This window comes from Mucilaginibacter robiniae (assembly GCF_012849215.1).
In the GTDB taxonomy this organism is placed as follows: Bacteria; Bacteroidota; Bacteroidia; order Sphingobacteriales; family Sphingobacteriaceae; genus Mucilaginibacter; species Mucilaginibacter robiniae.
Map to the genome: position 1 here is coordinate 1,534,816 of NZ_CP051682.1, position 22,845 is coordinate 1,557,660.

Sequence of the window (22,845 nt, forward strand, 5' to 3'; positions counted from 1 at the left end):
ATGAATCCATTTAAATACTCCCGCGCCCATGATACTGGAGCAGCCATTAGCCAGGCAGCTACCACCAATGGCGCTAAATTTATAGCTGGCGGCACCAACATCATTGATTTGATGAAGCTTTACATTGAAAACCCGCCAGCGCTGATTGACATCAATCAACTTAACTTGAATAAAATCGAAGTTCTATCTAACGGTAACGTGATGATAGGTACATTGGTTAAGAACAGTGATCTGGCTTATCACCCGGTTATTAGTCAAAAGTATCCGGTATTATCAGAAGCTATACTGGCAGGTGCTTCCGCACAATTACGTAATGCCGCCAGTACTGGAGGTAACCTGATGCAACGTACCCGCTGCCCTTACTTTTACGATACACAATTTCCTTGCAATAAACGCGTACCCGGATCGGGCTGTTCGGCCATACCCGGCTACAACCGTGATAATGCTGTATTAGGCACCAGCGATAAATGTATAGCTACCCACCCCAGTGATATGTGTGTGGCTATGGCGGCTTTAGGTGCTATTATTCACGTACAAGGCCCTAAAGGTACACGGACTATTCCATTTGCTGATTTTCATCTACTACCTGGCCAAACGCCGCATCTGGAACATAACCTACACCCTGGTGAACTCATCACCTCGGTTGAACTACCTGCATTACCTTTTGCAGCCAAATCGCACTACCTGAAAGCACGCGACAGGGCCTCTTACCAATTTGCCTTAGCTTCAGCAGCAGTAGCGTTGGATATACAAAATGGAACCATTAAAGCAGCGCGCATTGCCTTAGGTGGCGTAGGTACTAAACCTTGGAGATCAATGGCAGCCGAACAGGCGCTGGTAGGGAAACCAGCCGGACATAAGGCATACCAGGCAGCAGCACAAGCGGCATTAACCGGCGCTAAAGCTTATAAGGATAACGGATTTAAAATTGAACTGGCTAAACGTACTTTGGTACAAGCCTTAACTAAAGTAGGAGGAATGGCATGAGCACGCCCTTAGTTGGACAGGCTGTTGACCGTGTTGACGGACGACTTAAAGTAACCGGAGCAGCAACTTACGCTGCTGAATTTTCGATAAATAATTTAGTTCATGGCGTTGCTGTACTGAGTACTGTAACTAAAGGACATATTAATACTATCAATACTACGCTGACTAAAAAAGCGCCCGGGGTTATTGATGTACTCACCTATAAAAATGCGATGCAGCTGCATTTTCCGCAAGGCTCTGATCCTGGGCAGGGTAAGTTTGCCGAAAAAGACCTGCTGCCCCTGCAAAGTGACCGCATTTTTTATGATGGACAGTTTGTGGCCGTAGTCATAGCTGAAACTTTGGAGCAGGCCCAACATGGTGCCAGTTTATTACAAATCAGCTATGATAAGCAAGAGCCACAATTTGACTTGCATAAAAATATGGACAAGGCCTATAAACCGGCTAAAGGTTTAGGCGGATCGGAAGTGCAGGTAAAACGTGGCGATGCTGAACAGGCAATGCAAAGTGCAGCGGTAAAAGTAGAAGCAACTTATAGTACCCCCGTATACCACCATAATGCTATGGAGCCTCATGCTACCATTGCCACTTGGGAAGGTGATAAGCTGATGGTATATGATGCTACCCAATCAGTAGCGGGAAGCCAAGGCTTGCTATCTCAATTTTTAAGTATGCCGAAAGAAAAGGTAAGAGTTATATCTTATTATATTGGTGGGGGCTTTGGTTCAAAAGGATTTCAATGGCCCAACACAGTTGTAGCAGCCATGGCAGCTAAGCTGGTTAACAGGCCCGTAAAGCTGGCATTAACGCGTCAGCAAGTGTTTACTACAGGCGGCAGACGTTCACAAACTATTCAAAACGTAGCGTTAGGTGCTGATGCTAGTGGTAAACTAACGGCTATAAAACATGCATCGACTGTTGAAACTTCTTTTGTAGAAGAATTTGTAGAAACTGCTGGAGTAGCTACCTCCATGTTGTATGCCTGCCCGAATGTGGATGTAAGCCATAGTTTAGTACGTCTGAATAAAGGTACCCCCTGCCCTATGCGTGCCCCTGGCGAGGCGCCCGGCACTGTAAGTTTGGAGATAGCCATGGATGAATTGGCTTATAAGCTGAACATGGACCCTGTACAATTGCGCTTAATCAACTACACGGATATTGAGCCGCAAAAGAATAAGCCATTCTCGCTTAAAAATTTGAAAGCCTGTTACCAGCAGGGAGCAGATGCTATTGGCTGGTCGAGCCGTAACCCACAACCACGTTCTATGCGTGAGGGGAAATATTTGGTAGGTTATGGTATGGCTACGGCTACTTACCCGGCTAACCGCAGTAAATCATCTGCTAAAGCTATCTTATATGCTGATGGGCATGCCGAGTTCATGTGTGCGACTCAAGATATTGGAACCGGTACTTATACCATCATGACCCAGCTTGCAGCCGAAACCTTAAATTTACCAGTAGATAAGGTAAAGGTAAAATTAGGCGACAGCGATTTCCCACAAGGAGCAAATTCCGGTGGTTCGCAGGTGACCGCTAGTGTAGGCCCCGCTATTCGCGCCGCCGCTATTGGCGCCCTAGGAAAAGTGATAGAAATAGCTATTGCTGATAAGAGCTCTCCTTTATACAAGCATCCCAAAGAAAACGTAATATTAAAGGATGGCAAACTGGTTTTGATTAATGATAACAGCAGAGGGGAAAGCTACACAGAAATACTTGGCCGTAACAATAAACCTCAAGTAGAGGCTCAGGCCACCACCAACGTTTCCACGCGTGAAACACAGGAGGCCAATCCGGCAAGTGGTAATGGTGGTGATGCAAGTCAAAAAGAAAGTGAGCAAAATCCGGCAGTGCAGCTAGACCAAGCCGTAGATAGAAAGAAGTATTCTTTTCACTCTTTTGGAGCTCACTTTGTGAAGGTGTTGGTAGACCCGGAACTAGGTAAAGTATATATTGATAAAGTAGTCGGCGTAATGGACATTGGTAAAGTCATGAACCAGAAAACCGCTACCAACCAGATTATGGGTGGACAAATTTTTGCTATAGGCATGGCGTTGATGGAAGGTTCAGAATATGACCCTAATCGTGGACGTATTGTGACGCATGATTTAGCTAACTACCTGGTACCTGTACATGGCGACATGGGAGATTTTACCGTGAAGTTTATAGACCAGCCAGACACCATTATTTCGCCGATTGGTTCACGCGGTATAGGGGAGATAGGGATTACGGGGATGGCGGCAGCGGTGGTGAATGCGGTATACCATGCCACGGGGATCCGGGTACGGGACTTACCGGTGTCACCGGAGAAGCTCTTGGCGGGCCTGCCTGCTTAAGCTAGCCTACTTACCAATACAAAGAGCTACTGCATTCCCCAAAGGGGCAGTAGCTCTTTGTATGGAGTACGGAGTGAGCCTACAGGATTTCCAAAGTTTGTAAAAGCAAAAACCCCCTCGTAGGATGGACCTAGAGGGGGTAATTGATAAGAGTTGGCGCCGACCTACTCTCCCACGTGTTACCGCAGTACCATTGGCTCTGGCGGGCTTAACTTCTCTGTTCGGAATGGGAAGAGGTGGACACCGCCGATATAGGCACCTGAATATTTTTAATGTTGTTTTTCGTTGCGGGTTTTCAGATCCGGGTATCCCGTAGCTAAAGACGCTGACTATACAACAATGACATAGTATTGAAAGAAGTGATTGATGGCTGAAAAGACACAGCTGATTGTTTTTGATTGTGGTGCTGCATCCGGAAAGAATGCAGCACCTGATCTGTTGACGAAGAAAGCTTCGGGCAATTAGTATTACTCGGCTATGATGTCACCACCTTTACACCTGTAACCTATCAACGTGGTAGTCTACCACGACCCTCAATGGAAGTCTCATCTTGTGGCTAGTTTCGCACTTAGATGCTTTCAGCGCTTATCTATTCCAAGCGTAGCTACTCTGCAGTACAACTGGCGTCATAACAGATTCACTAGAGGCTTGTCCAACCCGGTCCTCTCGTACTAAGGTCAGCCCCACTCAAACTTCCTGCGCCCACAACAGATAGGGACCGAACTGTCTCGCGACGTTCTGAACCCAGCTCGCGTGCCACTTTAATCGGCGAACAGCCGAACCCTTGGGACCTTCTCCAGCCCCAGGATGTGACGAGCCGACATCGAGGTGCCAAACCTCCCCGTCGATATGAGCTCTTGGGGGAGATCAGCCTGTTATCCCCAGCGTACCTTTTATCCTTTGAGCGATGGCCCTTCCATGCAGAACCACCGGATCACTATATCCGTCTTTCGACCCAGCTCGGCTTGTCTGCCTCACTGTCAAGCAAGCTTATGCTATTGCACTCCCCGTACGGTTACCAAGCGTACTGAGCTTACCTTTGAAAGCCTCCGTTACCTTTTTGGAGGCGACCACCCCAGTCAAACTACCCGCCAAACAATGTCCCCGGCGTTACCGGGTTAGACACCAGATACAGAAAGGGCGGTATTTCAAGGTTGGCTCCACGAGTCCTAGCGAACCCGCTTCGCGGCCTCCCGCCTATCCTACACATCCTGTATCCGATATCAATGTTAAGTTGTAGTGAAGGTGCATGGGGTCTTTCCGTCCCGTTGCGGGTAACCGGCGTCTTCACCGATACCACAATTTCACCGAGCTCATGGCTGAGACAGCGCCCAGATCGTTACACCATTCGTGCAGGTCGGAACTTACCCGACAAGGAATTTCGCTACCTTAGGACCGTTATAGTTACGGCCGCCGTTTACTGGGGCTTCGATTCAATGCTTCGCCTTGCGACTAACATCCCCTCTTAACCTTCCAGCACCGGGCAGGTGTCAGGCCTTATACGTCATCTTTCGATTTTGCAAAGCCATGTGTTTTTGTTAAACAGTCGCCTGGGCCTTTTCACTGCGGCTGCCATTGCTGACAGCGCCCCTTCTCCCGAAGTTACAGGGCCATTTTGCCGAGTTCCTTAGCCATGAATCACTCGAGCACCTTAGGATTCTCTCCTCGACTACCTGTGTCGGTTTACGGTACGGGTTTTTACCACCTGAAGCTTAGCAGGTTTTCTTGGAAGTCTGATTACCTTCACTATCCCGCCACCCGAGGGCTTTGGGTACTATCAGCTTTCAGCAAACCGGGCGTACTTTACAACCCAATCTATACCTACGGCCTTTAACGTTCTATTCCGTCAGAACGCGGAAGTGTCACTACTCCGTCACTGCATCGCAGTGGTAAAAAGTACAGGAATATTAACCTGTTGTCCATCGGAAATCGCCCTTCGGCTGATCCTTAGGCCCCGACTAACCCTGATCCGATTAGCGTTGATCAGGAAACCTTAGTCTTTCGGTGGGCGGGTTTCTCTCCCGCCTTATCGTTACTTATGCCTACATTTGCTTTTCTGCAACCTCCACATGCACTTGTCGTGTCATGCTTCACCGGCGGCAGAATGCTCCCCTACCAGTACATCTAATGATGTAATCCATAGCTTCGGTATACTATTTAATGCCCGTTTATTATCCATGCCCGGCCGCTCGACTAGTGAGCTGTTACGCACTCTTTAAATGAATGGCTGCTTCCAAGCCAACATCCTAGCTGTCTGTGCAGCCGGACCTCGTTAGTTCAACTTAATAGTAATTTGGGGACCTTAGCTGATGGTCTGGGTTCTTTCCCTCTCGGCCCTGGACCTTAGCACCCAGAGCCTCACTCCAGCGTAATGTTATTCAGCATTCGGAGTTTATCTGGATTTGGTAGGATTTGACTCCCCCGCACCCAATTAGTAGCTCTACCTCTGAATAACTCAACCGCCAGGCTGTTCCTAAAAACATTTCGGGGAGTACGAGCTATTTCCCAGTTTGATTAGCCTTTCACCCCTACCCACAAATCATCCGGAAACTTTTCAACGTTTATCGGTTCGGTCCTCCAGTACCTGTTACGGCACCTTCAACCTGTCCATGGGTAGATCACAAGGTTTCGCGTCTACCTCCTCTGACTGCACGCCCTATTCAGACTCGCTTTCGCTTCGGCTTCGCAGCTTAACCGCTTAACCTTGCCAGAGAAGAGTAACTCGTAGGCTCATTATGCAAAAGGCACGCCGTCACAGAACAAAGTCTGCTCCGACCGCTTGTAAGCACACGGTTTCAGGTTCTATTTCACTCCCCTGTTCGGGGTTCTTTTCACCTTTCCCTCACGGTACTGGTTCACTATCGGTCTCTCAGGAGTATTTAGCCTTACCGGATGGTGCCGGCTGATTCCCACAAGGCGTCTCCGACCTCGCGGTACTCAGGATCCTACTAGGTCAATACTCATTACGCGTACGCAGCTCTCATGCTCTATGGCGGGCCTTCCCATGCCCTTCCGCTTCTTTATATTGTACCACATCGTAGTCCTACTACCCCGTCTATGCCGTAACATAAACGGTTTGGGCTAATTCCCTTTCGCTCGCCACTACTCAGGAAATCACTGTTGTTTTCTCTTCCTCTGCTTACTTAGATGTTTCAGTTCAGCAGGTTCGCGCTATTTGCAATCTATCTTCAATAGATTAGGTTTCCCCATTCGGAAATCTCGGGATCAATTCATATTTGCTAATCCCCCGAGCTTATCGCAGCTTATCACGTCCTTCATCGCCTCTGAGAGCCAAGGCATCCTCCGTGTGCCCTTTCTTACTTTCTTCTACACTATCTGCTTTTGCTCAGATAGGTATGCTTTTATTTGGATAGTTTTCTATTGCGTGCTCTGCGATGTTTGTTCCGGGTAAACCCGCAACGCACAACGCATTACTCGTAACTTACTAACTGTCCCACTGTTGTCTTCTCAGTTTTTCAATTACTTCTTCCAATATGTCAAAGAACTTTTTGTGATTAGAATCAAGCGCTTAGAATCAGGATGCAAGACTTTTTATTATCTTGACTCTGTATTCTATATTCTTGAGTCTGTACCACATCGTGGAGAATAACGGATTCGAACCGTTGACCCCCTGCGTGCAAGGCAGGTGCTCTAGCCAGCTGAGCTAATTCCCCATAAGAATAGTTGTTAGTTACCGGTTATTCGCTCTCCGCGCTTTTCGCTTGGAACTTTTAACCTTGAACTTTCAACCCTGCCAGTAGTAGTCTCGAGCAGATTTGAACTGCTGACCCCTACATTATCAGTGTAGTGCTCTAACCAAACTGAGCTACGAGACTTTGGTTGGTATAACAGCCACTCTATATTGCTATAGTACTGATATGGCTTTTTCTTTTGGGTTTCTCTTTTCTTCTTTTAATCTTAAGAAATACATGTGCGTAGCAGAATTCTCTATCCTTACTGGCCTTCTTTCGTCTCTTCTTGGTTGAATACTGCTCCAGAAAGGAGGTATTCCAGCCGCACCTTCCGGTACGGCTACCTTGTTACGACTTAGCCCCAGTTACCGGTTTTACCCTAGGACGCTCCTTGCGGTTACATACTTCAGGTACCCCCAGCTTCCATGGCTTGACGGGCGGTGTGTACAAGGCCCGGGAACGTATTCACCGCGTCATTGCTGATACGCGATTACTAGCGAATCCAACTTCACGGGGTCGAGTTGCAGACCCCGATCCGAACTGTGAACAGCTTTTTGAGATTGGCATCCTGTTGCCAGGTAGCTGCCCTCTGTACTGCCCATTGTAGCACGTGTGTAGCCCCGGACGTAAGGGCCATGATGACTTGACGTCGTCCCCTCCTTCCTCTCTACTTGCGTAGGCAGTCTGTTTAGAGTCCCCACCTTAAATGCTGGCAACTAAACATAGGGGTTGCGCTCGTTGCGGGACTTAACCCAACACCTCACGGCACGAGCTGACGACAGCCATGCAGCACCTAGTTTCGTGTCCCGAAGGACTGATTCGTCTCTGAATCATTCACTAACTTTCAAGCCCGGGTAAGGTTCCTCGCGTATCATCGAATTAAACCACATGCTCCTCCGCTTGTGCGGGCCCCCGTCAATTCCTTTGAGTTTCACCCTTGCGGGCGTACTCCCCAGGTGGAATACTTAACGCTTTCGCTTAGACGCTGACCGTATATCGCCAACATCGAGTATTCATCGTTTAGGGCGTGGACTACCAGGGTATCTAATCCTGTTTGATCCCCACGCTTTCGTGCCTCAGCGTCAATCGCACTTTAGTGAGCTGCCTTCGCAATCGGTGTTCTGTGACATATCTATGCATTTCACCGCTACTTGTCACATTCCGCCCACTTCAGCTGCATTCAAGCCCATCAGTATCAAAGGCACTGCGATAGTTAAGCTACCGTCTTTCACCCCTGACTTAATAGGCCGCCTACGCACCCTTTAAACCCAATAAATCCGGATAACGCTTGGATCCTCCGTATTACCGCGGCTGCTGGCACGGAGTTAGCCGATCCTTATTCTTACCGTACATTCAACTTCTCACACGTGAAAAGGTTTATTCCGGTACAAAAGCAGTTTACAACCCGTAGGGCCGTCTTCCTGCACGCGGCATGGCTGGTTCAGAGTTGCCTCCATTGACCAATATTCCTTACTGCTGCCTCCCGTAGGAGTCTGGTCCGTGTCTCAGTACCAGTGTGGGGGGCCATCCTCTCAGATCCCCTAGACATCGTCGCCTTGGTGGGCCGTTACCCCGCCAACTAGCTAATGTCCCGCATGCCCATCTTTATCCTATAAATATTTGATCATTATGCAATGCTGCACTGTGATTTTATGCGGTGTTAATCTCTCTTTCGAGAGGCTATCCCCCTGATAAAGGTAGGTTACATACGTGTTACGCACCCGTGCGCCACTCTCATGAGCCCGAAAGCTCAATCCCGTCCGACTTGCATGTATTAGGCCTGCCGCTAGCGTTCATCCTGAGCCAGGATCAAACTCTCCATTGTAAAATGTTTTGTTTGTATCCAGACCCTATTACTCAAAATAGAAATCTGATTATTTGTATCTTTATACAGTATTCAGAAGTTTAACTTAAAGGTTTGTTTTTCTTGACAGAGTGTAGTACTTCTACTACCTCCCGCTACGCTACATGTTACTTCTTAAAAGAACTTTCTCGCCGCCGCATCTCGCTTAGGCTTTTATATCTGTCATCATTGCGATGAATAGACTTTCTGATTTTTAATCCATCTTCGTTGCGAAGATTTCTTTTTTTTTATTTTCCCTTTCGTTGTGATTGGGAGTGCAAAGGTAAAGCTTTTTTCTTTTTCTCCAAATTTATTTTTTAATTTTTTTCGGAGCTTTCCGCCTTTTCAGCGTACTTCAGAACTTTTCTGGCTTTCAGTTTGCGAGTGCAAAGGTAAGTTTCTTTCTCTTTCGTGTCAAGTACTTTTTTAAAGTTTTTTTTAGCCTACTTTCTCAGCTAAATCCCTGGCACTCCAGCTCCCCTTCCGCCGCTTCAGCTTCCAGGTCCCATTTCCCTTTTTCCCCCTCTTTCAATGTACTAACCGTCTCGCTTCCGAAACGGAGTGCAAAAGTATATCTTTTTATACCTCCCGTCAAGTACTTTTTGAAAAAAGTTTTTTATCCCTGAAAAGCTTTTCGCTTTTGTCAATGTACTACCCTACTCAATTGCAGGGCATCAAAGATAAGGACATTTAAAGCAGACCAACAAATATATTTTATCTTTTTTGAAAACTTTACTGCAACTAGCTTGTAACTAACTCTTTTTGTTCTTTTCGTAATTACAGGCTTATGTTAATGCCATGTTGTGAATGTGTATCTTTGTATTATATATGCAAGCAGCACATTTCCCGTCAGGATTTTTAACCTCATTACATCAGGCACCAGGCTTTCAGCAAGATACCTTTACACAAACGCATGTAAATGGACAATCGCCAACATCTATTCGGATTAATCCATTTAAAGCTATCCCGGTACCTGATGTGCAACCTGTGCCCTGGTGTGCTAATGGATATTATCTGAACAATCGTCCTTCTTTTACATTTGATCCACTGTTTCATGCAGGGTGTTATTATGTACAAGAAGCTTCTTCTATGTTTATTGATTATATACTGAAGCATATCCGTAATGATGAAGATGCATTAAAGATATTGGATTTATGTGCCGCACCAGGTGGCAAAAGCACACTCATTAGTTCTGTTATGCAAGAAGATGATTTATTAGTTGCTAATGAAATTATTAAAACCCGTGTACCTATACTTACCGATAACCTAAACCGCTGGGGGCGGGCTAATGTAGTAGTCACCAACAACGACCCTAAAACTTTCAGTGCGCTGAAAAGCTTTTTTGATATTATAGTAGTGGATGCCCCTTGTTCCGGCTCGGGTATGTTCCGCAAAGATCCAGCAGCTATGGAAGAATGGTCGGAAGCTAATGTAACTTTGTGCCAGCAGCGGCAGGAACGTATATTGGCTGATGTTTATCCGGCTTTGCAGGAAGGTGGCTATTTTATCTATTCTACTTGCTCATACTCTTATGAAGAAGATGAAGCAGTTCTAGATTGGCTTTGTGAAGAATTTGATGTTGAAACCGTGCGCATACCTGTACCTGCCGAATGGGGTATTGTAGAAAGCCAATCGGCCCGGCATCAAGCCTGGAGTTACCGGTTTTACCCGGATCAGGTAAAAGGTGAAGGCTTGTTTGCAGCCTGCTTGCGTAAAAAAGAGAGCAGTGGTTATTTATCTAACTATAAACCCAAGACACAAAAACCTGATTACAAGGAAATAGATAAGCTTAAATCTTATGTTGAAAACCCGGACCAGCTACACTTTTTTAAATTAAATGAAGATTGGCTGGTAATTCCGAAAGTGCACAAAGATAGTTTAAATACCTTACAGCAATACTTGTACATTAAAAAATCAGGTATTCGTTTAGGTAAAATGGCCGGTAAAGATTTAATACCCGACCATGAATTGGCTTTAAGTTTATTGGTTAACAAAAATATGTTTTTACAAACAGAACTTACTTACGAGCAAGCCATTGTCTATTTGCGGAAAGAGAACCTTAATAATTTAAGCGCCGAAAGTAAAGGATGGAGCTTAATGATGTATGTAGGGCAAGTACTGGGTTGGGCAAAGTTGTTACCTAATAGGATGAATAATTACTACCCGAAAGAAATAAGAATACTAAGTACACAGTCTGCAAAAGGAGGAACATTAACCGATTCTGCTGAATAGCTAGTATATCCCTCCTTTTACAGTAAACTTTTTGAATTAATACTGCCCTGTTGATAACATTACCAATGTACAGGCTGATAGTGTTTCTATTCCCCGCTCGCGAGCCAGCTTTTTCAATTCCGGATTTTCAGTACCTGGATTGAAAATAATTCGCTTAGGGTTGGTACTTAGTATATAATCATACAACGGCGGCTGGTTATGCGGCCCAACATACAGCGTTATGGTATCTATATCGGCATGTATGGTTTCTGGTTTCTCAATAGGTACACCGGCCACTTCACCTTTTTTAATACCTACGTTTACAATATCGTGCCCGGTGCGCACCAAGCGGTTAGCAGCAAGATAAGCATAGCGGCTAGTGTCGGGTGTGGCACCTAATATCAAAGTTTTCTTTTCTTTAAGTAACATGGTGTATATGGTTTAATATAGCAATTTGACCGGCATGATAAATCTGATGCTGAATAAAGCCACGTATAAGTTCTTTATAACTGGTTACGGGCTCACTGCCACGCTGATCGTTAATGAGTTGTTCCCATTGGCTAGGCTGCAAAGCCTGCATCGCATGCATCAAGTTATCATTGGCCCTACTTAATTCAACAACCAATTCCTGCCAGTTTTGTTCGCCGGGTAAACCTGCATCCGGCCAATCCCCGCGGGCTGGTACACCGGCCGGGTTGCCCTGTAGCCTACTTATTACTTCCTCAGTATAACCAATCATATGCAATATGATTTGAGCAATACTATTTTCGCCATTGCTGGTTTTAGCATAAGCTGTTTGCCAGCTTACCTGACCAATCAACCGGTTAATGTTGGTGCCATACCAGGGTTGACCATCAAAAACATTACTTAATTCGAATTGAAGCTGTTGAGCAGTTTCCATAGTTATAGAAAAACTAATTTGTTCACAATGTTTTAGCCGGCCCTATTTACGGGCATCTACTTGTTGCAATGCTTTTCAACCTTCTGAAAATTTCTCTTATTTGCTTAAAATGTTTTTAAGGCTAAGCCGTCTGCCTAAATAAAAACATAAATACCTTGGTTACCGCTCTGATGCCCGAAGAAAAAAACAGCTACCTCCTGAAAGCCATTAAAGATTATGGCCAAAGCTTGCTGTCGTTTATCCGCAGGCGGGTAAAAAATGATGCGGATGCTGAAGACATACTGCAGGATGTCTGGTATCAGCTGAGCGCAATGGTCAACGCCTCACCGGTTGAACAAACCGGGGCCTGGCTGTACCGTGTAGCCCGCAATAAAATTACGGATAAATACCGCAAGCATTCGGAAAGCTTACTGGACGACTTGTTTGGCAATAATGACACCGACGATGAGCCGGATTACAGCGCCATTTTATTCACCGATGCCCAAACCCCCGAAACAGAATATTTGCGCAACTTATTTTGGGAAGAACTTTTTGCCGCATTAGATGAACTTCCACCAGAGCAGAAACAGGTATTTATTTGGCAGGAGCTGGACGATATGCCGTTTCAGGAAATTGCCGAGCGTACCGGCGTAAATGTACAAACGCTGGTATCGCGCAAACGCTATGCAGTATTGCATCTGCGTAAGCGATTAAAACAATTGTACGAGGAGTTAACAAAACATTAAGTAAAAAACGATGAGAAAAATATTTTATAAAGGCCGATTTATTTTCGTGCCGATTATAGCTGCTGCTTTTTTAACAATAATCAGCTTTATAGTAATGCAATTGTGGAACAACCTGCTGCCCGATATTTTGCATGTAAGCACAATTACCTTTTGGCAGGCTATGGGGATTTTCATATTATGTAAAATATTATTCGGCTTTGGCCGTGGCGGACGGTTTGGCGGAGGCACGCCGTGGATGCGTAACCGTATGGCAGAAAAATTCAAAAACATGAGTCCAGAAGATCGGGAGAAATTTCGGGAGCAGTTCAGCCGTCATCGGTGTGGGCCTCGAGGCCGATGGGGATGGGATGAACCCAAAACAGAAGATAAAGCTATGCCGTCTTCGGAAGAAAACCTTTAAATTTTAACCTTATTGCGAGTTATAGAAAAAGCAACCTCTAAAATGTACTATGTATTTAGACACACCTTAGAGGTTGCTTTTCAACCTTCAACATTGCATTGCTGTTGAATCTTATATTTTTAACCTAACTGCTTTATTGCAGCTAATGCACAATTAATACCATCAATAGCTGCCGAAATGATGCCTCCTGCATAACCAGCGCCTTCACCACAAGGGTATAAACCGCTGATTTGCGGATGCTGCAAAGTTTCCCGATCACGCGGAACTTTTACGGGTGATGATGTTCGCGACTCTACGCCTACCAAAATAGCCTCGTTGGTGTAATAACCTTTCATTTTACGGCCAAACGCTGGTAATGCTTTTTGCAGACGCTGGTGTATCCAGTCTGGCAGCACTTCTTTTAATTCTACACTTTTTACGCCGGGCAGATAGGAGTTTTTAGGTAAATCAGTTGAAATTCGCCCTTCTACAAAATCAATCATGCGCTGACCGGGAGCAACCAGGTTACCTCCACCTCCTGCAAAAGCGGCTTGTTCAACCTGCTGCTGAAAACGCAATAATTTAAAAGGGTCGTTATTATTGCCCACAACATCTTCTAGATTGATTTGCACCACGGTACCTGAATTAGCATAAGGATTATTCCGTTTGGATGGGCTCCAGCCATTGACTACTATTTCGCCAGGTTCGGTTGAGCAAGGAGCAATGATACCGCCGGGACACATACAAAACGAAAACACTCCCCGATTATCTACCTGCTCTACCAAACTGTAATAGGATGGCGGCAGGTATGGTCCGCGTATATCACAATGGTATTGCGCTTTATCTACAATTTCTTGCGGGTGCTCAATACGTACACCTAAAGCAAAAGGCTTGGCTTCAATTAGAACATTCTGCCGGTGCAACATTTCAAATACATCGCGTGCCGAATGGCCGGTAGCTAGTATAACGGCATCTGCTTTGATATGATCGCCAGCCGCCGTATGTACACCGGCTATTTTATCAAACTGAGTATCCAGTGCGGTTACTTTAGTATCAAACTGAATTTCGCCTCCGGCATTCAATATGGTTTCGCGCATGGCAGTGATAATATGCGGCAACTTATTCGTACCAATATGCGGACGAGCATCTACCAAAATATCTGCCGAGGCACCATGTGCTACAAATATTTTCAAAACTTGGTTTACATCTCCCCGTTTGGTTGACCGGGTATAAAGTTTACCATCCGAGTAAGTACCTGCCCCACCTTCACCAAAACAGTAGTTGGATTCAGGATTAACTAAGCCTTGCTTGTTAATATTAGCCAAATCACGCCGGCGTTGTTTTACATCTTTCCCACGCTCTAAAACAATGGGCTTGTAGCCTGATGAAATACATTGCAGGGCAGCAAACAAGCCAGCCGGGCCAGCGCCCACAATAATTACCGGTTTTCTATCTTTAACGTCAGGGTAGTGGGTAGTGAAGTTTTCAGGTTGATAAGGTTCATCTACAAAAACCTTTACCTGCATACGGTAAACTACCTTGCGACCACGCGCATCGATAGAACGTTTTATAATCTGAACAGCAATAATGCGCTTGGGTGATAGTTTAGTAGCAATAGCTGCTAAGTTTTTTAAAGCGGATTCATCTTCGTGTTGCTCGGGCGAGCACACCAGTTCAATTTCTTTAATCATGTTGATATGCCGGGTTTTTATCCCGGATAGTGCAAAGATACGCATTGTACACTTGGCTAAAAAGCGTTCGGTGCAATGCTGCTAGTGTTCGATATCGAACAATTCTATTCGCTCTTTCAAAATTATATGACTAGCTATCAATACTTTACTTAAATGGTGTTAAAATTGGCACAAGGGTAATCAAGAAATTGACAAAGTCATGATTGCTACAGAAACTACGTTGAAACGGATTTGGGAAGGCTGCAAACAACATAACCGCAAGCAACAAGAATTATTATACCAATTGCTGGCACCACGTATGCTAACTGCGTGTCTGCGTTACATTGCTGATCGTGATGAAGCGCAGGACGTTATGCAAGAAGGCTTTATTAAAGTATTTAGTGCCATGCACAAGTACCGCGGCGAAGGCAGCCTGGAAGGATGGATACGCCGCATTATGGTGCACTCTGCTATTTCCAGACACCGTAAACAGAAATTAGTGGTGTTAGCAGATGAACTACCCGAGGGTATGCATACGCAAATGACTTACAATAACAATAACTTGGAAGCTAAAGATTTGCTGCATTTGATACAACAGCTACCCGACACTTACCGGAATGTTTTTAACCTGTATGCTATAGAAGGCTACTCGCACCAAGAGATTGGCAATGTACTGGGCATATCCGAACTGGTATCACGTACTACCTTATGCCGGGCACGTGGTGTATTGAAAGATAAATTATCGGGTTTACAAGCCCGTGAAAAACATAGGCTGGCAAGCTGAACGTCAAGAAGCTTTAGTTTGTATAATCAAGTTCAACTATCAGGAGCTGATAGTATATTAAAACAAAAAGCGGTTTCTATTAATAGAAACCGCTTTTTATATCTTATAAGTTAACCTTTGCTGGCGTTTACTTTAGTACAATAAATACCCAACGTAAAGCCATCAGTATACCGATAATCAGAATGATATTTGATAGGCTGGTAAAAAGAAAGCCGTGGCCCCATACTTCATCCAGGAAACGGACGAACACACCAGCCATACCCACAAATATAGCTAAGGTTAAAAATACATAATATTTGGTTTCGTTTGCACCTTGTGTTGAACTCATGGCTTTACTTTTTAATTACAATCGTACAAAAATATAAATGTTTGCTTAATTCAGCTTAACAAATTTAAATTTTAAGTGCAGGAGATGTAGGAAGCCTTTTACGCTTGTACCATTTCACCAACAGCCATATCAAACCACCAGCTATTGCAAACAACCAAAGATTGGTTAATAACACAACTACATCAGTAAACATAGTTAAACCACTGCTTAACGCCAAACCTATTCTGCTCCAGAACGAAATACGATAATTATCGGTATCATCATTAGCTATTGTTTCTTTCATGATGGTATTGTTTTGATATAGGCTAATATCAACCACGCTATTTTTTACAGCGGCATCGATCCGCTTGTTGGCAATTTTCTCACTGGTGATATCATCTTTCAGGGTGACTACCTGGGTAGGATCTTCAAATTTTAGCTTACCGGTGTTCTGCTGATGAACAATCTGCGAACGGTTACTTTGCTTTAGGCTTGCTTCCAGATAATCTAAAGTTTTATCTTCCACATCCATTTGACGTACATCTACCCGCAAACCCATGTGGCCTACTTGGCTCACAAACTGCTCTAAACTATCAGATGGAATTCGCACGGTCATATCTGCAGCGGTACTAAATGCTGAAACCAGTAAAATAGAATCTTTATTTAAATGAATACGCTGGCTACCTTCTGTTACCGCTTTCATGTGGTGGTGCATAACCAAGCCGTGGTAACTTCGGGTAAGATGGGTTATGCTCTCACAGCTTTTTTGCACATCAGCTACCTTCATTTCCATAGCTGCAGTTTTAACTAAGCGGCTTTGAACAGAATCAGTATTTATACTATCAGTGGTTATGGAGGCAGAATCGGCTTTATTCAAACTTTCATATCGATCCGGACTCCCTTTACAGGCCCCCAACAAGCAAAGCGCGGCCAGGAGCACCAATAAGTTGCTCATTTTCATAACATTAAGTTTTAAGCTTTTGTTATTGATACTTTGAGCAATTAAAATGTAACCTATGGCTCGTTATTGCAACAGACTTGTTACACAAAGCCAAATAGCTGGAACATCTGTAAAAGACAACCTAATACGTGGGGTGTGTTTAACAATTATATTTGAGCAACAATTAGACGGGCATGGCAGTAAAACAAAAAAGCCAAGCTGTTAAGCTTGGCTTTTTAATTAATTCTTTACAAGTAATTACCCGTTGGATAAAGCTGCCGCACCGCTTACAATCTCAGTAAGCTCGGTAGTAATAGCAGCCTGACGGGCTTGATTATAAGATAACTTTAGTGAACGTAAAAGTTCGCCGGCATTATCAGTAGCTTTATCCATAGCAGTCATGCGGGCACCATGCTCAGAAGCATGAGAGTCCAGCACGGCACGGTAAAGTTGTATTTTGATATTTTTAGGAATCAGCTGTTGTACAATTTCCTGCTGAGATGGCTCCAGAATGTAGTCGGTTTGTGAAGATGCAGTAGTACCTTTTAACTTGGTATCAGGTTCCGCTTCTGCTTTAGGTACTGGCAATAGCTGCTCGCTGGTTAAAACCTGTACTGCTGCATTACGGAAGTGGTTATACACCAGTTCTACCCGGTCGTAATCGCCATTTACGAAACCTTGCATAATAGCTTCCGTAATTACAGAAACGTTGGTAAAATCCAAGTTGCTGTAAACTTCATTATTATCACCAATTACGTTGTACTTACGACGTTGATAATACTCCTGCGCTTTACGACCAATAGCCACGATAGATACATTACCGGCTCTCAGTTGTTCACTGTATTTTTCAGCAATCAGGTTATTGGCTGTTTTAATAGCATTGGTATTAAACGCACCTGCCAAACCACGGTTCGAAGCAACAACTACCACCAACACACGTACTGGCTCGCGCTCTTGTAAGTATGGTGAAGCATTATCTTCAATACTGGCCGATAAATTAGCCAATAGCTCATTCAGCTTGGTAGCATAGGGTCGCAACTGCACAATGGCATTGGTTGCTCTTTTCAGCTTAGCTGCCGAAACCATTTTCATAGCTTTGGTAATTTGCTGCGTGGAGCTTACAGATGCAATACGATTTCTTACTTCTTTTAAATTAGCCATTCTTTTATAGGTTTCGGGTTTTCAGTTGCGGGTTCCGCGTATGAAAAACACGCAACTCGTAACTAAAAACCCGTAACTGATATTAATATTTTCCTGACAGTTCTTTAGCTACGCTTTCTAATACGCCGGTAATTTGATCATCAAATTTACCAGCTTTCAGAGCAGCTAAAGTTTCAGGATGACGCAGTTCCATTTGGGTAGTGAATTCAACTTCAAATTCACGTACTTTATTTACTGGTACGTTACGCAGTAAGCCTTTTGTACCTAAGTAAATAATAGCTACTTGCTTTTCAACTGACACCGGAGAGAACTGACGTTGTTTCAAAATTTCTACGTTGCGGGCACCTTTATCCAGTACTGATTTGGTAGCCGCATCCAGGTCTGAACCAAATTTAGAGAAAGCCTCTAACTCGCGGTACTGCGCCTGATCCAGCTTTAAAGTACCAGCTACTTTCTTCATGGATTTGATTTGAGCGTTACCACCTACACGTGATACCGAAATACCTACGTTGATAGCTGGGCGCACACCTGCGTTAAACAAGTTTGATTCCAGGAAGATCTGACCATCGGTAATTGAAATTACGTTAGTTGGGATGTAAGCAGATACGTCACCAGCTTGTGTTTCAATAATTGGCAATGCTGTTAATGAACCACCGCCTTTTACCAAATGCTTGATTGACTCAGGCAAATCGTTCATATCACGGGCAATCTCATCGTTGGCATTGATTTTAGCGGCACGTTCCAGTAAGCGGCTGTGCAGATAAAATACGTCGCCTGGATAAGCTTCACGGCCCGGTGGGCGGCGCAATAATAAAGATACTTCACGGTAAGCTACTGCCTGTTTTGATAAATCATCATAAACAATCAGGGCTGGACGGCCGGTATCGCGGAAATACTCGCCAATAGCAGCACCGGCAAATGGTGCAAAGAACTGCATAGGTGCAGGCTCGGCAGCACTGGCAGCTACTACGATAGAGTACGGCATAGCGCCGTTATCTTCTAGCGTACGCACAATGTTAGCTACGGTTGATGCTTTCTGACCGCAAGCAACATATATACAAAGTACCGGCTGACCGGCATGATAAAATTCTTTTTGATTGATGATGGTATCGATACAAACCGCAGTTTTACCAATCTGACGGTCGCCGATTACCAACTCACGCTGACCACGGCCAATTGGAATCATGGCATCAATAGCCTTAATACCGGTTTGCAATGGTTCATTTACCGGCTGACGGTAAATAACACCTGGCGCTTTACGCTCCAGTGGCATATCGTAGGTTTCGCCTACAATAGGACCTTTACCATCAATAGGTTCGCCCAGGGTGTTTACCACACGGCCCAGCATACCTTCACCTACTCTAATTGAAGCAATTTTGTTAGTACGTTTAATCGTATCACCTTCCTTCACTTCATCTGAAGGACCTAGTAATACCACACCCACGTTGTCTTCTTCCAGGTTCAAAACGATACCTTGCAGACCGTTCTCGAACTCAACCAGCTCGCCTGATTGTACTTGGGTCAAGCCATAAACACGGGCAATACCATCACCCACCTGGAGTACGGTACCTACTTCTTCTAATTCAGTTTCCGACTTAAAGCCCGACAACTGCTGACGCAGGATGGCCGATACTTCGTCTGGTCTAACCTCTACCATTGTTTGTTTTTATTTAGCGTTATGTAGATAATAAATTTATTATACTGCTTCTGCAGTAAAATCTTTTTTCAGTCTTTTCAGGCTGCTGCTTACAGAAGTATCAATCTGACGGTCGCCTACGGTTAAGATAAAGCCACCTATCAGTTCCGGATCAACGCTGGTTTGCAATATCACATCATCTCCTGCAATACTTTTTACGTCAGCAATAATTTGCTGTTTGTTGGCCTCAGATAACGGCGCAGCCGATACCACTTTTGCATTAACAATATGCTTGATAATGTTGTACTGGTTGATAAATTCTACAGCAGTTGGATACAAAATTCCGGCTCTGCTTTTACTAACCATAATTTTGAAGAAGGCCAAACTATCGGCAGAAACCTTACCAACAAAAATTGCTTCCAGGATTTTCACCTTTTTATCATGCGAAATAATAGGGTTGCGTAATACAGCTTGTAATTGTGTATTAGCTTTCAAAGTTTGCACAAAAAAGCTCATATCTTGCTTTACGGCTTCTAAGGCGTTTCGTTCTTCCGCCAAATCAATTAATGATTTAGCGTAGCGATAGGCAACTGTTATTTCTGACATATTTTTTCGAGTTATGTGCTTAGCATTACAGGTAGCCAATTAAATTTCTCGCAACCTGCAACATTAAACGCGCAACTTATTTTATTACAACTTCTTTTAATAAATCGGCTACCAGTTTATCTTGTTCTTGCTGAGTAGCAATTTGCTTGCGTAAAATTTTCTCAGCAATATCAACTGATAAAGTTGCTACCTGATTTTTCACGTCGGCCAAAGCAATAGCTTTCTGGTTATTGATTTCTATACGTGCTCTTTCAATGATGCGGGCACCTTCTGCTTGTGCCTGCTCTTTAGCCTCATTAATAATCTGATCTTTCATGTGGCGGCCTTCTTGTAAAATCAAATCGCGCTCTGCACGGGCTTGTTTAAGCAAGCTTTCATTTTCGCTAGTTAAACGAGCCATTTCTTCTTTGGCGGCATCCGCTTTCAACAAAGCATCTTCAATTGAGCGCTCACGTTCAGCAATAGCAGCCATAATAGGCTTCCAGGCAAATTTAGCTAACAGAACCAATAGGATCACGAACGCTACAGCTGCCCACACCACAAAGCCTAAATGGTCATTCAATAAACCGTCAAATAATTCTTCCATTTATATTTTATAATTCGATTATGTTTAACTTACACTTTATAACTTTTAAAAACCTTACCTGCCGCCAACCGCTGCAAGTAAGGTTTTTGTTTTTTGTGTTGGGTAAATTATTTACCTAACAAGGCAACTACCACACCGAACAGTGCAACACCTTCAATAAGGGCCGCAGCAATGATCATAGCAGTTTGAATTCTTGAAGAAGCTTCAGGCTGACGAGCAATACCTTCCATGGCTTTGCCACCTACCTGACCGATACCGATACCTGCACCGATAACCGCTAAACCTGCACCTAATGCAGCAATACTTCCAGTCATGTTTGTAAAAATTAAAAGTTAAATATAGTGTATAATTATTTGCAATTAATGATGGTGCTCTTCTACCGCGGTACCAATGAATAACGCAGTTAGCATGGTAAAGATGAACGCCTGTAAAAACGCTACCAGCAACTCCAACACATCCATGAACAGCACGAACACAATAGAAACAGGTGCAATCCACAACGTTTTAAAGATAAAGATCAGCGATATCAAGCTCAACACGATAATGTGACCAGCCGAAATATTCGCATACAAACGAATCATTAAGGCAAATGGCCTTGAAATAACACCGATTAGCTCCACCGGAATCATGATTGGATATAACCAAACCGGTACTGGTGGCATAAAGATGTGCTTCCAGTAATATTTATTAGCGCTGAAGTTTACCACCAGCAACACAATAAATGCCATTACGAAAGTTAGCAGAATATTACCAGTCACGTTAGCGCCACCTGGGAAAATTGGAATTAAGCCTAACAAGTTATTAATCCAGATAAAGAAGAATATGGTTAACAATATCGGCATATAGCGCTGATAGCGGTAGCCAATGTTAGGGCGGGCAATTTCATCGCGCACAAACACAATAATCGGTTCAATGAAGGATTGCAAACCTTTAGGTGCTTTACCCACACGTTTTTTGTAGGATTGGGCCACGCTCATAAAGATAATCAGCAACAGCAAACCGGCAATCCACATAGCTATTACGTTTTTGGTGATAGAAAAATCGTAAACATGATGTGAAGCTGCTTTATCCAACTCACCTTGTGCATTGACTACTTTAATTTTATCATCAATCAGCTTGTAGGTATAATACTTACCTTGGTAAGCAGTTTTACCATGTTCAAAAACTGAACCTGAGAACAACTCAGTACCTTTATCGGTAAACAGAATAACAGGTAGTGGAATTGATTTTTCGCCACCCACATGCCAGTAATGAGAATCGGCAATATGCTCTAATATGGCGGTTGTTGGATTAAAGGCTTCCTGCTCTGCATTTTTAGCCTCCACAGCGGTATTTTCTTGCTGTATAGCGAAAGTTTTACACGTGGTTAGTGTAAAAAGAACACCTAAGATTACGCGAAGTAAATTTTTTTTTGAGTTCAAAATGTGCCTAAAATCCATTAATTGCGAGATTTTTCCTTTTTATTTTGGACGCGCAAGTTACTCAACAAACTGTAAATTTCAAAGGCAGTATATAAGAAATATAGATAAAAGTAGTTAAGCACAAAAACAACGTCATTTACCTGATATTTATGCAGATAGATCAAGGCAATTGTCATGCATAAAATGAACTTGAATGTAGTAGCCCCCAAAAAGATTTGGCCGCCCAGGGTACCATTTTTAAGCTGCCCCCATATTACACCCAGGCATATTAAAAATGTAAGTGACGAGAAAAATTGAAAGATAAGCCAGAAACCCGGAATCAGCCATTTTTCATTGCCAGCATAGTTTAGCAATGCAGGCGGCAAGGCTATCATTATGGTAGCAATACCAAATGCAATAAAAAACCGCTTCATTCCTTTACGGATTGAATAACTAGATATAAGGAAGCAAAAACACCCACCAGGGCCAACACTGCCGTTACCCAAGGTGTATCGTGATGAGTATAAGCATCTATCTTGTACCCTACAAAAGTAAGCACCCCAATAATAAATATCATCTGGAAGGCAATACCGGTATATTTTATATAATCATTGGTAGGCTTGCTCATAACTTAACGGCTGTTTTTGCGTATAGAAAACGCATGCAAATTTATCAATCCTGTTG

Annotated in this window: 19 protein-coding genes, 2 tRNA genes and 3 rRNA genes; 6 read left to right on the forward strand and 18 right to left on the reverse strand. The window is 43.9% G+C overall.

Annotated features, from left to right (window positions below):
- Both HH214_RS06830 and HH214_RS06835 read left to right on the forward strand, forming a co-directional pair.
- On the forward strand, positions 1–987 hold the full coding sequence (locus HH214_RS06830) for an FAD binding domain-containing protein (RefSeq protein ID WP_169606617.1): 987 nt from the start codon (positions 1–3) through the stop codon (positions 985–987).
- Positions 984–3,320, forward strand: a complete 2,337-nt coding sequence (locus HH214_RS06835; RefSeq protein WP_169606618.1) for a xanthine dehydrogenase family protein molybdopterin-binding subunit — start codon at positions 984–986, stop codon at positions 3,318–3,320. The genes HH214_RS06830 and HH214_RS06835 overlap by 4 nt, the downstream gene beginning before the upstream one ends.
- Positions 3,321–3,471: 151 nt before the next feature.
- Here the strand turns inward: HH214_RS06835 and rrf are convergent.
- The 5 genes from rrf to HH214_RS06860 form a co-directional block, all read right to left on the reverse strand.
- A 5S ribosomal RNA gene (gene rrf, locus HH214_RS06840) occupies positions 3,472–3,583 on the reverse strand.
- A 178-nt stretch (positions 3,584–3,761) separates the two neighbouring features.
- Positions 3,762–6,648, reverse strand: a 23S ribosomal RNA gene (locus HH214_RS06845).
- A 272-nt stretch (positions 6,649–6,920) separates the two neighbouring features.
- Positions 6,921–6,994 (reverse strand) — tRNA-Ala (locus tag HH214_RS06850).
- 87 nt (positions 6,995–7,081) lie between these two features.
- A tRNA-Ile gene (locus HH214_RS06855) sits at positions 7,082–7,156 on the reverse strand.
- Positions 7,157–7,318: 162 nt separating this feature from the next.
- Positions 7,319–8,837: ribosomal RNA gene (locus HH214_RS06860) — 16S ribosomal RNA — on the reverse strand.
- The 16S, 23S and 5S rRNA genes sit together here with 2 tRNA genes alongside, the layout of an rRNA operon.
- Positions 8,838–9,683: 846 nt before the next feature.
- Between HH214_RS06860 and HH214_RS06865 the strand changes: the two genes are divergently transcribed.
- Positions 9,684–11,087, forward strand: a complete 1,404-nt coding sequence (locus HH214_RS06865) for a methyltransferase RsmF C-terminal domain-like protein (protein WP_169606619.1) — start codon at positions 9,684–9,686, stop codon at positions 11,085–11,087.
- Positions 11,088–11,123: 36 nt separating this feature from the next.
- On the opposite strand, the gene HH214_RS06870 is transcribed toward HH214_RS06865, so the two are convergent.
- Positions 11,124–11,495, reverse strand: a complete 372-nt coding sequence (locus HH214_RS06870) for a CoA-binding protein (RefSeq protein WP_169606620.1) — start codon at positions 11,493–11,495, stop codon at positions 11,124–11,126.
- The gene (locus tag HH214_RS06875) at positions 11,485–11,967 is read right to left on the reverse strand and encodes a DinB family protein (RefSeq protein WP_169606621.1); all 483 of its coding nucleotides are present in this window, start codon (positions 11,965–11,967) and stop codon (positions 11,485–11,487) included. The genes HH214_RS06870 and HH214_RS06875 overlap by 11 nt, the downstream gene beginning before the upstream one ends.
- Before the next feature lie 170 nt (positions 11,968–12,137).
- On the opposite strand from HH214_RS06875, the gene HH214_RS06880 reads away from it, so the two are divergent.
- Together HH214_RS06880 and HH214_RS06885 are read left to right on the forward strand one after the other, a co-directional pair.
- Positions 12,138–12,692 (forward strand): RNA polymerase sigma factor, encoded by a 555-nt coding sequence (locus HH214_RS06880; protein ID WP_169611068.1) that lies wholly within the window; start codon positions 12,138–12,140, stop codon positions 12,690–12,692.
- A 10-nt stretch (positions 12,693–12,702) separates the two neighbouring features.
- Positions 12,703–13,092 carry a hypothetical protein gene (locus tag HH214_RS06885; protein ID WP_169606622.1) on the forward strand — a complete coding sequence of 130 codons (390 nt, stop codon included), beginning with the start codon at positions 12,703–12,705 and terminating at the stop codon, positions 13,090–13,092.
- A gap of 119 nt (positions 13,093–13,211) precedes the next feature.
- On the opposite strand, the gene HH214_RS06890 is transcribed toward HH214_RS06885, so the two are convergent.
- Positions 13,212–14,762: an NAD(P)/FAD-dependent oxidoreductase gene (locus HH214_RS06890; RefSeq protein ID WP_169606623.1), complete on the reverse strand. Its 1,551-nt coding sequence runs from the start codon at positions 14,760–14,762 to the stop codon at positions 13,212–13,214.
- Between the two features lie 199 nt (positions 14,763–14,961).
- On the opposite strand from HH214_RS06890, the gene HH214_RS06895 reads away from it, so the two are divergent.
- Positions 14,962–15,525, forward strand: a complete 564-nt coding sequence (locus HH214_RS06895; RefSeq protein WP_169606624.1) for an RNA polymerase sigma factor — start codon at positions 14,962–14,964, stop codon at positions 15,523–15,525.
- 127 nt (positions 15,526–15,652) lie between these two features.
- On the opposite strand, the gene HH214_RS06900 is transcribed toward HH214_RS06895, so the two are convergent.
- The 10 genes from HH214_RS06900 to HH214_RS06945 all read right to left on the reverse strand — a co-directional run bounded on the left by HH214_RS06900 (position 15,653) and on the right by HH214_RS06945 (position 22,789).
- On the reverse strand, positions 15,653–15,853 hold the full coding sequence (locus HH214_RS06900) for a hypothetical protein (protein ID WP_169606625.1): 201 nt from the start codon (positions 15,851–15,853) through the stop codon (positions 15,653–15,655).
- A 64-nt stretch (positions 15,854–15,917) separates the two neighbouring features.
- A complete protein-coding gene (locus tag HH214_RS06905) occupies positions 15,918–16,793 on the reverse strand; it encodes a DUF4349 domain-containing protein (RefSeq protein ID WP_169606626.1) in 876 nt (291 codons plus the stop codon).
- 237 nt (positions 16,794–17,030) lie between these two features.
- Entirely contained in the window at positions 17,031–17,933 is a 903-nt protein-coding gene (gene atpG, locus HH214_RS06910; protein WP_169606627.1) for an ATP synthase F1 subunit gamma, read from the reverse strand.
- An 82-nt stretch (positions 17,934–18,015) separates the two neighbouring features.
- Positions 18,016–19,590 carry a F0F1 ATP synthase subunit alpha gene (gene atpA / locus HH214_RS06915; protein WP_169606628.1) on the reverse strand — a complete coding sequence of 525 codons (1,575 nt, stop codon included), beginning with the start codon at positions 19,588–19,590 and terminating at the stop codon, positions 18,016–18,018.
- A 39-nt stretch (positions 19,591–19,629) separates the two neighbouring features.
- A complete protein-coding gene (gene atpH, locus HH214_RS06920) occupies positions 19,630–20,175 on the reverse strand; it encodes an ATP synthase F1 subunit delta (RefSeq protein WP_169606629.1) in 546 nt (181 codons plus the stop codon).
- 76 nt (positions 20,176–20,251) lie between these two features.
- Positions 20,252–20,761 (reverse strand): F0F1 ATP synthase subunit B, encoded by a 510-nt coding sequence (atpF, locus tag HH214_RS06925; RefSeq protein ID WP_169606630.1) that lies wholly within the window; start codon positions 20,759–20,761, stop codon positions 20,252–20,254.
- A gap of 107 nt (positions 20,762–20,868) precedes the next feature.
- Positions 20,869–21,075 (reverse strand): ATP synthase F0 subunit C, encoded by a 207-nt coding sequence (gene atpE / locus HH214_RS06930; RefSeq protein ID WP_169606631.1) that lies wholly within the window; start codon positions 21,073–21,075, stop codon positions 20,869–20,871.
- A gap of 45 nt (positions 21,076–21,120) precedes the next feature.
- A complete protein-coding gene (atpB, locus tag HH214_RS06935) occupies positions 21,121–22,200 on the reverse strand; it encodes a F0F1 ATP synthase subunit A (protein ID WP_169606632.1) in 1,080 nt (359 codons plus the stop codon).
- Positions 22,200–22,595, reverse strand: a complete 396-nt coding sequence (locus tag HH214_RS06940) for a hypothetical protein (protein WP_169606633.1) — start codon at positions 22,593–22,595, stop codon at positions 22,200–22,202. Before HH214_RS06940 ends, atpB begins: the two co-directional genes overlap by 1 nt.
- A complete protein-coding gene (locus HH214_RS06945) occupies positions 22,592–22,789 on the reverse strand; it encodes an AtpZ/AtpI family protein (protein WP_169606634.1) in 198 nt (65 codons plus the stop codon). Before HH214_RS06945 ends, HH214_RS06940 begins: the two co-directional genes overlap by 4 nt.
- Positions 22,790–22,845 lie beyond the last annotated feature (56 nt).

Coding starts and splice junctions, on each gene's coding strand:
- HH214_RS06830 (WP_169606617.1), top strand. CDS start 1: ATGAATCCATTTAAATACTCCCGCGCCCATGATACTGGAGCAGCCATT.
- HH214_RS06835 (WP_169606618.1), top strand. CDS start 984: ATGAGCACGCCCTTAGTTGGACAGGCTGTTGACCGTGTTGACGGACGA.
- HH214_RS06865 (WP_169606619.1), top strand. CDS start 9,684: ATGCAAGCAGCACATTTCCCGTCAGGATTTTTAACCTCATTACATCAG.
- HH214_RS06870 (WP_169606620.1), bottom strand. CDS start 11,495: ATGTTACTTAAAGAAAAGAAAACTTTGATATTAGGTGCCACACCCGAC.
- HH214_RS06875 (WP_169606621.1), bottom strand. CDS start 11,967: ATGGAAACTGCTCAACAGCTTCAATTCGAATTAAGTAATGTTTTTGAT.
- HH214_RS06880 (WP_169611068.1), top strand. CDS start 12,138: ATGCCCGAAGAAAAAAACAGCTACCTCCTGAAAGCCATTAAAGATTAT.
- HH214_RS06885 (WP_169606622.1), top strand. CDS start 12,703: ATGAGAAAAATATTTTATAAAGGCCGATTTATTTTCGTGCCGATTATA.
- HH214_RS06890 (WP_169606623.1), bottom strand. CDS start 14,762: ATGATTAAAGAAATTGAACTGGTGTGCTCGCCCGAGCAACACGAAGAT.
- HH214_RS06895 (WP_169606624.1), top strand. CDS start 14,962: ATGATTGCTACAGAAACTACGTTGAAACGGATTTGGGAAGGCTGCAAA.
- HH214_RS06900 (WP_169606625.1), bottom strand. CDS start 15,853: ATGAGTTCAACACAAGGTGCAAACGAAACCAAATATTATGTATTTTTA.
- HH214_RS06905 (WP_169606626.1), bottom strand. CDS start 16,793: ATGAAAATGAGCAACTTATTGGTGCTCCTGGCCGCGCTTTGCTTGTTG.
- atpG (WP_169606627.1), bottom strand. CDS start 17,933: ATGGCTAATTTAAAAGAAGTAAGAAATCGTATTGCATCTGTAAGCTCC.
- atpA (WP_169606628.1), bottom strand. CDS start 19,590: ATGGTAGAGGTTAGACCAGACGAAGTATCGGCCATCCTGCGTCAGCAG.
- atpH (WP_169606629.1), bottom strand. CDS start 20,175: ATGTCAGAAATAACAGTTGCCTATCGCTACGCTAAATCATTAATTGAT.
- atpF (WP_169606630.1), bottom strand. CDS start 20,761: ATGGAAGAATTATTTGACGGTTTATTGAATGACCATTTAGGCTTTGTG.
- atpE (WP_169606631.1), bottom strand. CDS start 21,075: ATGACTGGAAGTATTGCTGCATTAGGTGCAGGTTTAGCGGTTATCGGT.
- atpB (WP_169606632.1), bottom strand. CDS start 22,200: ATGGATTTTAGGCACATTTTGAACTCAAAAAAAAATTTACTTCGCGTA.
- HH214_RS06940 (WP_169606633.1), bottom strand. CDS start 22,595: ATGAAGCGGTTTTTTATTGCATTTGGTATTGCTACCATAATGATAGCC.
- HH214_RS06945 (WP_169606634.1), bottom strand. CDS start 22,789: ATGAGCAAGCCTACCAATGATTATATAAAATATACCGGTATTGCCTTC.